General features: G+C 71.5%; 14 protein-coding genes and 1 pseudogene. 10 read left to right on the forward strand and 5 right to left on the reverse strand.

Translation table 11 applies throughout. From position 1 onward, the window contains the following. From GT030_RS34870 to GT030_RS34900, 8 genes and pseudogenes are all read left to right on the forward strand, one after another. Positions 1-161 (forward strand): annotated as a pseudogene (locus GT030_RS34870) (amino acid ABC transporter ATP-binding protein); the annotation flags it as partial. A gap of 143 nt (positions 162-304) precedes the next feature. After that, positions 305-1135 carry a glutamate ABC transporter substrate-binding protein gene (locus tag GT030_RS34875; RefSeq protein ID WP_161204491.1) on the forward strand — a complete coding sequence of 277 codons (831 nt, stop codon included), beginning with the start codon at positions 305-307 and terminating at the stop codon, positions 1133-1135. A 130-nt stretch (positions 1136-1265) separates the two neighbouring features. Beyond that, positions 1266-1931, forward strand: a complete 666-nt coding sequence (locus GT030_RS34880) for an amino acid ABC transporter permease (RefSeq protein WP_161204492.1) — start codon at positions 1266-1268, stop codon at positions 1929-1931. Beyond that, complete coding sequence (locus tag GT030_RS34885) at positions 1928-2830, forward strand: amino acid ABC transporter permease (RefSeq protein WP_161204493.1); 903 nt, start codon at positions 1928-1930, stop codon at positions 2828-2830. The genes GT030_RS34880 and GT030_RS34885 overlap by 4 nt, the downstream gene beginning before the upstream one ends. Positions 2831-3063: 233 nt before the next feature. Beyond that, positions 3064-4683: an FAD-dependent monooxygenase gene (locus tag GT030_RS34890; RefSeq protein WP_161204500.1), complete on the forward strand. Its 1620-nt coding sequence runs from the start codon at positions 3064-3066 to the stop codon at positions 4681-4683. Between the two features lie 77 nt (positions 4684-4760). After that, positions 4761-4847: a putative leader peptide gene (locus tag GT030_RS37505; protein ID WP_346009815.1), complete on the forward strand. Its 87-nt coding sequence runs from the start codon at positions 4761-4763 to the stop codon at positions 4845-4847. 94 nt (positions 4848-4941) lie between these two features. Further along, positions 4942-5445, forward strand: coding sequence for a cysteine dioxygenase (locus GT030_RS34895; RefSeq protein WP_161204501.1), 504 nt, complete (start codon positions 4942-4944; stop codon positions 5443-5445). Beyond that, positions 5436-5855 carry a rhodanese-like domain-containing protein gene (locus tag GT030_RS34900; RefSeq protein WP_161204502.1) on the forward strand — a complete coding sequence of 140 codons (420 nt, stop codon included), beginning with the start codon at positions 5436-5438 and terminating at the stop codon, positions 5853-5855. Before GT030_RS34895 ends, GT030_RS34900 begins: the two co-directional genes overlap by 10 nt. 53 nt (positions 5856-5908) lie before the next feature. On the opposite strand, the gene recX is transcribed toward GT030_RS34900, so the two are convergent. From recX to GT030_RS34915, 3 genes are all read right to left on the reverse strand, one after another. Beyond that, positions 5909-6703 carry a recombination regulator RecX gene (gene recX, locus GT030_RS34905; protein WP_161204494.1) on the reverse strand — a complete coding sequence of 265 codons (795 nt, stop codon included), beginning with the start codon at positions 6701-6703 and terminating at the stop codon, positions 5909-5911. Between the two features lie 3 nt (positions 6704-6706). Next, positions 6707-7843 (reverse strand): recombinase RecA, encoded by a 1137-nt coding sequence (recA, locus tag GT030_RS34910; protein ID WP_161204495.1) that lies wholly within the window; start codon positions 7841-7843, stop codon positions 6707-6709. Positions 7844-8109: 266 nt separating this feature from the next. Next, positions 8110-9243 carry an MFS transporter gene (locus tag GT030_RS34915; RefSeq protein WP_161204496.1) on the reverse strand — a complete coding sequence of 378 codons (1134 nt, stop codon included), beginning with the start codon at positions 9241-9243 and terminating at the stop codon, positions 8110-8112. Positions 9244-9299: 56 nt separating this feature from the next. On the opposite strand from GT030_RS34915, the gene GT030_RS34920 reads away from it, so the two are divergent. Then, positions 9300-9992 carry a CGNR zinc finger domain-containing protein gene (locus GT030_RS34920; protein ID WP_346009814.1) on the forward strand — a complete coding sequence of 231 codons (693 nt, stop codon included), beginning with the start codon at positions 9300-9302 and terminating at the stop codon, positions 9990-9992. On the opposite strand, the gene GT030_RS34925 is transcribed toward GT030_RS34920, so the two are convergent. Beyond that, positions 9877-11013 carry an AI-2E family transporter gene (locus tag GT030_RS34925; RefSeq protein ID WP_237523032.1) on the reverse strand — a complete coding sequence of 379 codons (1137 nt, stop codon included), beginning with the start codon at positions 11011-11013 and terminating at the stop codon, positions 9877-9879. The genes GT030_RS34920 and GT030_RS34925 overlap by 116 nt on opposite strands. 302 nt (positions 11014-11315) lie before the next feature. Further along, positions 11316-11510 (reverse strand): DUF3046 domain-containing protein, encoded by a 195-nt coding sequence (locus GT030_RS34930; protein WP_161204498.1) that lies wholly within the window; start codon positions 11508-11510, stop codon positions 11316-11318. Between the two features lie 79 nt (positions 11511-11589). Here GT030_RS34930 and GT030_RS34935 point away from each other — a divergent pair. After that, on the forward strand, positions 11590-12348 hold a 759-nt coding region (locus GT030_RS34935; RefSeq protein WP_161204499.1), incomplete at its 3' end, for a hypothetical protein.

Below are 12348 nucleotides of genomic sequence, written 5' to 3' on the forward strand. Positions count from 1 at the left end.
TCGTCGTCACCCACGAGATGGGCTTCGCCCGCTCGGCCGCCAACCGCGTGGTCTTCATGGCGGACGGCCGGATCATCGAACAGGCCGCCCCCGAGCAGTTCTTCAGCAATCCGCGCAGCGACCGGGCCAAGGACTTCCTGTCCAAGATCCTGCACCACTGAGCCCCGGGCCGGGCTCCCGCACCGACCGTGCCGTCCCGGCCGTCCGGATCTCCGGGCGGCCCGGTGCCGTCCGCGCGGCGGCCCGCGTCCTCGCGCTCTCTCTCACGTTCGCTCCGTCACGCATCACGCAAAGGATGTCCACCATGAAGCTCCGCAAGGTCACCGCCGCCTCCGCCGTCGTGCTCGCGCTCGCCGTGTCCGTCACCGCGTGCGGCGGCGACAAGAAGGACGACGCCTCGGGCGGCAAGAAGATCAAGATCGGCATCAAGTTCGACCAGCCGGGTCTCGGTCTGCAGGAGCCGGACGGCTCCTACTCCGGCTTCGACGTGGACGTCGCCACCTACGTCGCCAAGAAGCTCGGCTACCAGCCGAACCAGATCGAGTGGGTCCAGACCAAGAGCGCCGACCGCGAGAACGCCCTCCAGCGCGGCGACGTCAAGTTCATCGCGGCCACCTACTCCATCACCGACGAGCGCAAGCAGAAGGTGGACTTCGCCGGCCCCTACCTGCTGGCTCACCAGGACCTGCTGGTGAAGAAGGGTTCCAACATCACCAAGGGCACGGACCTCAACAGCAAGAAGCTGTGTTCCGTGACCGGATCCACCTCGGCGCAGAACGTCCAGAAGACGATCGCCCCGAAGGCCAACCTGCGTCCGCTGTCCGGCTACTCGGAGTGCGTCGCCGGTCTCCAGAGCGGCGCCGTGGACGCGCTGACCACGGACGACTCGATCCTCGCGGGCTTCGCCGCGCAGGACAAGTACAAGGGTCAGTTCCAGCTCGTGGGTCTGAAGCTCAGCAACGAGAACTACGGCATCGGCGTCAAGAAGGGCGACTCCGCGACCGTCGACAAGATCAACAAGGCGCTGGAGCAGATGGTCGCCGACAAGTCGTGGGACAAGGCCGTCGAGAAGAACTTCGGGCCGGCCCACTACAAGAACGAGCCCGCCCCGAAGATCGGCGACATCGTCAAGTAGTCCCGGCACCACGACGCGAGGACCTGGCGGGCTCCGCACGGTCCACGGCCCGCGCCGCCGTCCACCGCTTCCCGGACGGCGGCGCGCCCCGACCACCCCGTAGGCCACACACCCGGAAGCGCGGGAGAACGTGTTCGACTTTCTTGAAGGCTACGACGTCCTGGGGGCGTTCTGGACGACGGTGCAGCTCACCGTCTTCTCCGGCGTCGGCTCCCTCGTCTGGGGCATCCTGCTGGCCGGCATGCGGGTCAGCCCTGTCCCGCTGATGCGCGGGTTCGGTACCGCCTACGTCAACATCGTGCGGAACATCCCGCTGACGATCATCATCCTGTTCACCTCGCTCGGCCTGGCCGACATCTTCGGCGTCACCATGGGCAACGAGGACTTCAAGATCCAGGGCTTCCGGCTGGCCGTGCTCGGACTGGTCGCCTACACGGCGGCGTTCGTGTGCGAGGCGATCCGCTCCGGCATCAACACGGTGCCGCTCGGGCAGGCCGAGGCGGCCCGCGCCATCGGGCTGAGCTTCTCCCAGACGCTGCGGCTGATCGTGCTGCCGCAGGCGTTGCGCTCCGTCATCGGCCCGCTGGCCAACGTCCTGATCGCCCTGACCAAGAACACCACGGTGGCGGCCGCCATCGGCGTGGCCGAAGCCGCCACCCTGATGAAGACGATGATCGAGAACGAGGCCCAGACCGTGGCCATCGGTGCCGTCTTCGCCCTCGGCTTCGTGGTACTGACCCTGCCGACCGGCCTCCTGCTGGGCTGGCTCGGCAAGCGACTGGCGGTGAAGCGATGAGTTCCGTCCTCTACGACACGCCCGGCCCCCGCGCCCGGACGCGCAACGTCGTCCTCTCGGTGGTCTTCTTCGTCCTGCTCGGCCTGGTGCTGTGGTGGGCCGTGATGAAGCTGGACGACAAGGGCCAGTGGGCGTGGGCGCTGTGGAAGCCTTTTACCACCAGCGAGGCGTGGACCACGTATCTGCTGCCCGGCCTCGGCAACACCCTGAAGGCCGCCGCGCTGTCCATGGTGATCGCGCTGCCCCTGGGCGCGATATTCGGCATAGCCCGGCTGTCCGACCACCGCTGGGTCCGCGTACCGGCGGCCGTGGTCGTGGAGTTCTTCCGCGCCATCCCGGTGCTGCTGCTGATGCTGTTCGCCGGGGAGTTCTACGTGCGCTCCACCGACATCCCCAGTGACTCCCGGCCGCTGTACGCCGTCATCACCGGCCTGGTGCTGTACAACGCCTCGGTGCTGGCCGAGGTGGTCCGGGCGGGCATCCTCTCGCTGCCGAAGGGGCAGACGGAGGCCGCCTACGCCATCGGCCTGCGCAAGGGCCAGACGATGGCGGGCATCCTGCTGCCGCAGGCCGTCACCGCGATGCTCCCGGCCATCGTCAGCCAGCTCGTGGTGATCGTGAAGGACACGGCGCTCGGCGGTGTCATGCTCCAGTTCACCGACCTGCTCAACGCCCGCAGCACCCTGGCGGCCAACTACGCCAACGTCATCCAGAGCTTCGCCGTGGTGGCGGTCCTCTACATCGTGCTGAACTTCCTGCTCACCTCCTTCGCCTCGTGGCTGGAGGGGCGGTTGCGCCGCAGCACGCGCGGTACCGGCGCGGTGCTCGGGGCCGGCACGGTCGAGGACCTCAACGCGGGTGAGGTCGGCGGCTCGGTGCCTGTGGGCAAGACCGGCTGACACCTGTTCAGACGTGCCTCTCGGGGGCCGGGACGGCGTGCACGCGCCGTCCCGGCCCCCATTGCGGTCCTGGGCGCCGTGCCCGATCCTGGTGGGGTGATCGCCACGGGCCCCGGTCACTTGACGCATACTCTGCCAATGGGTTGCATACGTTCTGTGATCGTGCACCCCGCTTCACCTTCCTGTTCCCGCGTGTTCGTCGAGGCATCGTCATGGGCAGGGGGCGCCACACCGTGGACCCGGTGATCATCGTCGGAGCGGGGCCCGTCGGGCTCACGCTCGCCCTGGCGCTGGCCCGCCAGGAGGTGCCGTCCGTCGTCCTCGACGAGACCGGCGGCAAGGACGAGCCCCGGCCGGCGCGCACCGTCGTCCTGCGCGAGGACACCGCGGCACTCCTGGAGCGGCTGACCGCGGTCCGGGCCGGTGACCTGGGGCTGCGCTGGAGCGGCTGGCGCTCGCAGCGGCGCAGGCAGGTGGTGGGCGAGATCGCCTTCGCGGCCGGGGACCCCGCGCCGCTCCACGTCGAACAGCACGTCCTCACCGCCGCCCTGCGCGCGGCCGCCGACGCGGAACCGCTGATCGAGGTCGCCCTGGACAGCCGTCTCGACTCCCTCGAACAGGAGCGCTCCGGTGTCACCGCGCACACCCGCGGCCCGCGGGGCACGTGGTGGCGGGGCAGTCATCTGGTCGGCTGTGACGGCCCCCGCTCCACGGTCCGCAAGCTGATGGACATCCGCTTCCCCGGCCGAACGGCGGTGGAGCGGCACGCGGTCGCCACCCTGCGCGTCGAACTCCCTTGGGAAGGCAGTGCGTTGCTGCACCGGATGCCGCCGTGGCGGTCGTCCGGCCATCCCTCCACGGAGGTCAGCGCCCGCCCGCTGCCGGACAGCACCTGGCGCCTGGACTGGCTGCTGCCGGCCGGCAAGGATCTGATCACGCCCGAGTTCCTGGTGAGTAACGTCCGCAAGACCCTCGCGGGCTGGACCGGGGGCGCGGTCCCGGCCTACGACCTCCTCGACACCGGTGTGCACGCCGTCCATCACCGGCTGGCCCGCCGCTGGCGCTCCGGCCGGGTCTTCCTCGCCGGGGACGCCGCCCACCTGCTCGGCGCGCTCGGCACCCAGGGCCTCGACGAGGGGCTGCGGGACGCCGACAATCTCGCCTGGAAGCTGGCCGTCACCTGGCACCACGGCGCGCACGAGGGGCTGCTCGACAGCTATCAGGCCGAGCGGCGCGCGGTGGTCGCCGCCCGGCTGCGCGCCGCCGACCAACTGCTCCCGGTGCTGCGCGGCACCGGCGGACTGCGCGGCTACGTGCCCGGCGCGTCCCGCAATCACGACACCCTGATGGCGGACGGTCACCTGGGGCGCGGTGCGCTCGGTGAGCCGGGGGCGTACGCCGCCTCGCCTCTCGCGCCCCGCTACCTGGAGGGCGAGATCCCGGTCGACACCGAGCCGGGCGCGCCCGTCACCGATGTACGGGTCACCGCGGAGGACGGTTCCTTCGTGCGGCTGCGCGACCGGCTGGGCCGGGGGGCGCTGCTCGTCGTCCTGATCGCGCCGGGTACGGGGGTGTGGGACCGCAAGCACTGGATGTCCGCCGGGGTCATGCCCCGGCTGGCGGCCGCGGTGACCGCGCTGCCGCACCGGGCGGAGCTGCTGGTCGCGGAGAGCTATCCGGGAGCCCCGGCGCACAGCGTGCTCCTGATCCGCCCGGACGGCCATCTGGTCACCGCGCTCAGCGGGGTACGGCCCGCCGATCTGTACGCGGCGGCGGAGGCCGCGCTCGGGGGCGCGGTGCCGCTGGAGGACGCTCTGAAGGAGGAGGCGGAGGCCGGTTCGGGGGCGCGCTGACCTCGGGCGCGGTCCCTCGCTGTCCACATGATGACGACCGATTGACCGGAGTGCGGCGGCATGCTGTACTCCGAATCGTGACCGACACCCATGTATGCCTGTGGCGGAGGGTCCATATGGACCTGCTCCGCTATGCGGGCTGCGTGTGTCGCCCGTCCTGCTGAATTCGCATCCCCCTTCTCCGGGCGCCGTCGCGCGCCCGTTCGGCGAACCCTTTTCAGGACGGTGCACGTGTCTGTCTCCCCCCTCACCTCCCCCATGCGCACCTCGGCCCCCAGCCAGGCCGAGCTGCTCGACTTCCTCCGGCGCGCCGCCGCCGACGCGGAACTGATCGCCTCCCTCCCGCTCGACCCCGAGGGCCGCACCTGGCTGCGGCTGGAGGGGCCGGGCGGCAGTGAGGCGTGGCTGATCGGCTGGCCGCCGGGCACCGGCACCGGCTGGCACGACCACGCGGACTCGGTCGGCGCCTTCCTCACCGCGTCCGGCGAACTGCACGAGAACTCGCTGGCCGCCCGGCTGCCCACCGACGGCTGGCGGACCCTGGAACTCACCGGGGACGTCGACCGCGAACGCCGCCTCGGCGCCGGCCAGGGCCGCGCGTTCGGCCGGCACCATGTGCACGAGGTGTTCAACGACTCCCCCGACCGGCACGCCGTTTCGGTCCACGCCTACTACCCGCCGCTGCCGCGCATCCGCCGCTACAGCCGTACCGGCCAAGTGCTCCGGCTGGAGCAGGTCGAGCGCCCGGAGGACTGGCAGTGAGCGGCGACGGCGACACGCTGCGTCCGGTGGGGATCGATGAGCTGCTGGAGCGGGTCCGCTCCGGCTACCGGCGCATCGAGCCGCGAGCGGCGCACGATGCGGCCCGCGACGGCGAGGCCCTGCTGGTCGACATCCGGTACTCGGCGCTGCGCGACCGGGACGGGCTGATCCCCGGCGCCCTGGTGATCGAGCGCAACGAGCTGGAGTGGCGGCTCGATCCGCAGGGCAGCCACCGGGTGCCGGAAGCCACCGGCCACGATCTGCGGGTCGTGATCATCTGCAACGAGGGCTACGCGTCCAGCCTGGCGGCCGCCTCCCTGCACCAGCTCGGCCTGCGCCGCGCGACCGACCTGGTGGGCGGCTTCCAGGCATGGCGCGCAGCGGGGCTGCCGGTGGAGCCGGTGGCCTGAGTAGTATGTCCGCTCGGGGCTCGGCGTCCTGAGCGGACCCTCCTGTCCGACCGTCAGAAACCGTCCTCCGCCAGGAACTCCGTGTCCTCGCCCTCTTCCTCCAGCGCCTGACGGACGACGCGGAGGGCCATGCCCTCGGGATACCCCTTGCGGGCGAGCATCCCGGCGAGGCGACGCAGCCGTTTGTCCCGGTCGAGCCCACGGGTGGCCCGCAGCTTGCGGTCCACCAGCTCGCGGGCGGTCGACTCCTCCTGCTCGGAGTCGAGCTGTCCCACAGCCTCGTCGATCAGCGCCGAGTCGACGCCCTTGGTGCGCAGTTCACGGGCGAGGGCGCGACGGGCCAGCCCCCGGCCGTGGTGCCGGGACTCCACCCAGGCGTCCGCGAAGGCACCGTCGTTGATCAGTCCGACCTCCTCGAACCGCGACAGCACCTCCTCGGCGACCTCGTCCGGGATCTCCCGCTTGCGCAGGGCGTCCGCGAGCTGCTTGCGGGTGCGCGGGGTTCCGGTGAGCAGACGCAGACAGATGTTCCGCGCCTTCTCGGCCGGGTCCGCCTCCGTGGAGGACACCCCTTGCCCGGCCCTCGACGAGCGCGGGGTGTCCTCGTCCGTGCCGGCGGGCTCCCCGAAGCCGCGCCGCCGACGGCCGCGCCGGGAGGAGCCGCCCCCGTGGGGCCCCTCCGAGCCTGTGCCGTCCCACCCGGACCGGTGTGGTGCCGGGTGGCTGTCCTCGAGTCCGTCCGCGTCGTCACCGGGCGCGGCCGTGGCCGGATCGCGTCCGGTGCCCCTCCCCCGTGGGGCACCGGACGCGGAGTGGTCGTACTCGGCCCAGTCGGTTCGTCGCGTCACGGGTCAGCTCTTGGCTGCGGCGGCCTTGGGCTTGGCGGCCTTGGCCGCGGCGGGGGCCGCCTTGGCGTCCGTGGCCTTCGCGTCGGCGCCCGGGGCGGTGACCGCGGCGGCGTCCGTACCCGGCTCGGCGGTCGGCTTCTCGGGACGCACTCCGACGCCCAGCTTCTCCTTGATCTTCTTCTCGATCTCGTTGGCGAGGTCGGGATTGTCCTTGAGGAAGTTGCGGGCGTTCTCCTTGCCCTGACCCAGCTGGTCGCCCTCGTACGTGTACCAGGCACCGGCCTTGCGGACGAAGCCGTGCTCCACGCCCATGTCGATCAGACCGCCCTCACGGCTGATGCCCTGGCCGTAGAGGATGTCGAACTCGGCCTGCTTGAACGGCGGGGCGACCTTGTTCTTGACGACCTTGCAGCGGGTGCGGTTGCCGACCGCGTCCGTGCCGTCCTTCAGGGTCTCGATGCGACGGATGTCGATGCGCACCGAGGCGTAGAACTTCAGCGCGCGGCCACCGGTCGTGGTCTCCGGCGAGCCGAACATGACGCCGATCTTCTCGCGGAGCTGGTTGATGAAGATCGCGGTCGTCTTGGACTGGTTGAGCGCGCTGGTGATCTTCCGCAGGGCCTGGCTCATCAGGCGGGCCTGGAGACCCACGTGGCTGTCACCCATCTCGCCCTCGATCTCCGCGCGCGGGACGAGCGCGGCGACGGAGTCGATGACGATGAGGTCGAGCGCGCCGGAGCGGACCAGCATGTCCACGATCTCCAGCGCCTGCTCGCCGTTGTCCGGCTGGGACAGGATCAGGTTGTCGATGTCGACGCCGAGCTTCTTCGCGTACTCGGGGTCGAGGGCGTGCTCCGCGTCGATGAAGGCGACCTGGCCGCCGGCCTTCTGCGCGTTGGCCACAGCGTGCAGGGTGAGGGTCGTCTTACCGGAGGACTCCGGGCCGTAGATCTCCACGACACGTCCGCGCGGCAGGCCACCGACGCCGAGAGCCACGTCGAGGGCGGTCGAGCCGGTCGGGATGACCTCGATGGGCTCCATCGACCGCTCACCCATGCGCATCACTGCGCCCTTGCCGAATTGTCGTTCAATCTGTGCGAGCGCGGCGTCGAGCGCCTTCTCGCGGTCGGTTCCTGCCATGGGTTCCACCCGGTTTGCTTGAGTCGATCGCTTCACGTCAAAGACGCTAACGCCTGCCACTGACAACGCGCCCCGACGTCGGCCCAGCCTGTGGATAACTGGGGTACATCCCTACCCGAACCGTACGTAAATCCCTGCCGTCGGCCTTGCCTGAGCCTCCATAAGAATGGATGTTCGATTTTCATGTCAAGCACGTCGGGCCCCGGCGGGTCCGGTGGGGTCGAGTGCGCCCGGCCCGGCTACGGGAGGCGCTTGGGGAGCCTCAACTACCCCGGACCCCTGACACCGGCCACAACGGCGACCCCCGCCGCCAGCAGCAGAGCACCCGGCAGGGAACGCGCCGCAAGCGGCCCCGCGAGCGCGGCCCCCACGGCGAAACCGGTGATCTTCATGCTGGCGCCCGTCATGAAGATCTGGCTGCGCAGATGGTCAGGGGACTCGCGGTGACGGATGGCGAACAGGGCCGTCAGCTGCGGGCCCTCGCCGGCGCCGATCAGCAGCGCGGCCCCGATGAGCGCGGCCGGCCGGCCCGTCGCCGCCAGCGCCAACCCGGCGGCCTGCACCAGCGCACCCACGCGGATCACCGCATCCGGCGCCACCACCAGGCAGGCAAGCACACAGTTGGCCACCAGCCCCGCCCCCGCCGCACACGACAGCAGCACCACCCCGCGCGCCGCCCCACCCAGCGACCGCTCCCCCAGCAAGGGGACGCAAGCCGTAAGCACCCCCTGCGCCACGCAGCAGCTCGCTGAAGTGAAGGTCGCCCGCCTCAGAGCGGGATTCCCCGCCACGAACCGCACCCCAGCGGCAAAGCCCCCGCCGGCCGCCTCCCGGCCGGCAGACACCCCGGGCAACCCCCACGCCACAGGCACCGCCACCCAGATCAGCACCCCGGCCACCACCACAGCACCAGCCGCCCCCGCCCCCTCCGCCACACTCCCCGCCAGCGCGGGACCGGCCAGACTCGCCGCCCCGAACGTCATGGCGTCAAGGGCATTCACCCGCTCCGGCACCCCACCCGGCACCAGCCGGGACAACTGCGCCGTCCACCCGCCCGCGACAGCCGGCCCCGCCACCCCCACCACCACGGCAAGCCCCAGCACCACGGCAAAGGGAACCCGGCCGAGCCCGAGCAGCACCAGCCCCAGACCCCCGCCGTAAAGACCGAGCGCCCCCGCCAGCAGCCACCCCGGCCGCTCCACCCGATCGAGCAACAGCCCAAGCACCGGCCCACCCACCACAGCGGAGATCGTGACCCCCGCGAGCAGCGCCGATCCCGCAGCGGCCGAACCCGTAACCGCGAACCCGGCCAGCATCAGCGCGGGCCCCGACATCTCGTCCCCCACCCGAGCGGCCACCGCGCCCGCAAGGTATACGGCAAGCCCGTAACGCTTCCCCACCGCACGGACGTTACGGAGGTAACTCAAACCTCTGCAATATGCGTTACATTCGCCCCGTGTCCTCCACCCCCGCCCCCGACGACTGGTCCACCCGCCACTCGGTGCTGACGACGGCCCAGCGCACCGCCGACCTGATCAACGCCCTCGCCGATGACGACTCGACCGCGGCGGACGTAACAGCCGTCCTGCTGGCGTACGGCGAGACGGACATCGACCTCTCCCCGCGCGAGGTCACCGAGATGCGCGCGTCCGCAGCCCTGTTGCGCGAGGTGTTCGCCGCCGAGGACACCGACACCGCCGCCGCGATCCTCAACCGCCTGCTGCACACGCACACCGGCCGCCTCAGGCTCTCCTCCCACGACGGCACCACCCCCTGGCACCCCCACCTGGACCGCGCCGACGACGCCCCCTGGGCCGAGTGGCTCCTGGCCTCCTCCTGCCTGGCGCTCACCGTCCTGCTCTGGGACCGCCAGCGTCCGCCGGGCGGCACCTGCGCCTCCCCGAGCTGCGACAACGTCTACGTCACCCGGGGCAGCGGCCCGCCCCGCCGTTACTGCTCACGGCGGTGCGCCACTCGAGAACGCGTGGCGGCCCACCGGCGCGCCCGCGCCGAGCGGGAAGCCCCCTGGTCCGCTACCCCTCCGAGTCCGGCTCCGGGGTCCGCGGGCGCCCCAGCCGGAGGCGGAGGAAGGTGTCCGGGCGGCCCTGCCGCCGCAGTCGGTGGCCGTGCACACGTGGGTCGTCCGTGACCGTGTACCGCTTGACGTACGCCCCCAGGAACGCCTGCAGCGTGGCGACCGCCGGGATGGCGATCAGGGCGCCCACCGCGCCGAGCAGGGCGGTGCCCACGATGACCGAGCCGAAGGCGACGGCGGGGTGGATGTCGACGGTCTTCGAGGTCAGTTTGGGCTGCAGCATGTAGTTCTCGAACTGCTGGTAGACCACGACGAAGACCAGCACCCAGACCGCGTACCAGGGCGCCACGGTGAACGCGATCAGCATCGGCAGCGCGCCCGCGAGGTAGGTGCCGATGGTCGGTATGAACTGCGAGACCAGGCCGACCCAGACGCCGAGCACGGGCGCGTACGGCACGCCGAGGGCCTGGAGCAGGATGTAGTGCGCGACGCCGGAGACGAGGGCCATCAGGCCGCGCGAGTAGATGTAGCCGCCGGTCTTGTCGACGGCGATCTCCCAGGCGCGCAGCACCTCCGTCTGCCGCGCGGGCGGCAGCACCGAGCACAGGGCGCGGCGCAGCCGGGGGCCGTCGGCAGCGAAGTAGAACGAGAACAGGCCGACGGTGAGGATCTGGAAGAGCCCGCCGAGCACCTGCGCGGACACGTCGAGCACGCCGGCCGCGCTGTTCTGCGCGTACTTGCGCAGCCAGTCGGAGTGGAGCAGGCCCTCCTGGACGTCGACCCGGCGGACCTGCAGGTGGAAGGTCTGATTGACCCAGTTGATGACCGAGTCGAGGTACTCGGGGAATCCCTCGATCATCTTGATGATCTGGCCCGCGAGCATCGAGCCGAGCAGGGTGAAGAAGCCCGCGGTGACGACGGCCAGACCGAGGAAGACCAGGAAGGTGGCGAGCCCCCGGCGCATTCCCCGCGCGGACATACGGCTGACGGCGGGTTCGATGGCGAGCGCCAGGAAGAACGCGATCAGGATGTTGAGGAGGAGCCCGGTCAGCTCGTGGAAGGCCCAGCTCCCCAGTTGGAACAGGGCGACCAGCGCGAGCGCGAGCACCATGGCGCGCGGCAGCCAGCGCGGCATCCGGCCACCCGTGAGCGCACCGGCCGCGGGCTCACGCGGCGGCGTGCCGGCGGCGGAGGCGGCGGCCCCGGCCGGAGGTGCCGTCTGCGGGTCGGTCGGCTCGATGTCGTCGATGCGTGCCACGCGCCAAGTCTCGCCCACGCCACCGACAGCGCGGACCGTATGAGGGCCCGGGGTGACCTACTCGGTATGTGTCCGTCAACACACCCGGCGGGGCGTCCGTCGACCGGGGGACCGGCGATTCGCGTATTTCGTCCCCGCCTTTCGGCCGATGTCGCCCGGCACCGGGCGACGACCGCGGCTCAGCGCTTGTCCCCCGGCACGTCCATCACGGTGCACACCACGCGCCACACGTCCTTGGCGTCCCAGCCGGCCTCGAGTGCCTGGTGCACCGTCCGTCCGCCCAGCTCGGACATGATGTGATCGCGCGCGAAGGAGTCGGCGTACCCCGCACCGAAGTGCTCCGCCATCCGCTGCCAGAAGACCGTCAACCGCATGCCTCAAGTATCCCGCCTCGGGGGGCGGGAGTGTCCGGGACCGTTCTCGGCGGGGTCCGGTGGCTCTACGGTCTGGTCCATGGCCGAATCAGGTGGTCCCTCACTCCTCTCCGCGCGCCCGGCGCACACCCCCCTCCTCCGTGCGGAGCGTTTCGTCTGGCTCACCGCGCGCGTGCTGGAGCAGCGGCTCTTCGCGCACCGCTTCCTGAACGGCGGCGCGGACCCGGTGGAACGGGCCCTGGACGCCTATCGCAACGAGGACGGCGGTTACGGCCACGCGCTGGAGCCCGACCTGCGCGGCCCGGTGAGCCAGCCGCTGCACACCGCCCGCGCGCTGCACGTTCTGGACGCGGTCGGCCGGTGCGGCGGGCAGCGGGTGGAGCGGGTGTGCCGCTATCTGACCTCGGTGTCCACCGCGGACGGCGCCCTGCCGGCGGTCTGTCCGAGCCAGCGCGGTTATCCGTTGGCACCCTTCGTGCCGGTGGTGGACGACCCGCCGAGCGAGCTGCTGGCGACGGGTCCGGTGGTGGGCCTGCTGCACCGCAACGAGGTGTGGCACGCGTGGCTGTTCCGGGCCACCGACTTCTGCTGGCAGACCGTGGCCGCCCTGGAAGCGTCGCATCCGTACGAGATCGAGGCCGCCGTGGCCTTCCTGGACGCCGCTCCCGACCGTGCCCGCGCGGAGGCGGCCGCCGACCGGCTCGGCCGCCTGGTGCGCGAGCGGCGGCTCGCGGCGCTGGACCCGGACCGTCTCGACACGTACCCCGTCGCCCCCGGCTACGCGCCCGGCGAGCACCACTTCCCGCACGACTTCGCGCGCACCCCCGACTCGCTCGCG

Source organism: Streptomyces sp. SID1328, assembly GCF_009865595.1.
Taxonomy (GTDB): Bacteria; Actinomycetota; Actinomycetes; order Streptomycetales; family Streptomycetaceae; genus Streptomyces; species Streptomyces griseoluteus.

What these genes read in the sequence shown, in the direction of transcription:
- GT030_RS34875 (WP_161204491.1), top strand. Translation starts at nt 305, where the DNA reads ATGAAGCTCCGCAAGGTCACCGCCGCCTCCGCCGTCGTGCTCGCGCTC.
- GT030_RS34885 (WP_161204493.1), top strand. Translation starts at nt 1,928, where the DNA reads ATGAGTTCCGTCCTCTACGACACGCCCGGCCCCCGCGCCCGGACGCGC.
- GT030_RS34895 (WP_161204501.1), top strand. Translation starts at nt 4,942, where the DNA reads ATGCGCACCTCGGCCCCCAGCCAGGCCGAGCTGCTCGACTTCCTCCGG.
- recA (WP_161204495.1), bottom strand. Translation starts at nt 7,843, where the DNA reads ATGGCAGGAACCGACCGCGAGAAGGCGCTCGACGCCGCGCTCGCACAG.
- GT030_RS34925 (WP_237523032.1), bottom strand. Translation starts at nt 11,013, where the DNA reads ATGCCGCGCTGGCTGCCGCGCGCCATGGTGCTCGCGCTCGCGCTGGTC.
- GT030_RS34930 (WP_161204498.1), bottom strand. Translation starts at nt 11,510, where the DNA reads ATGCGGTTGACGGTCTTCTGGCAGCGGATGGCGGAGCACTTCGGTGCG.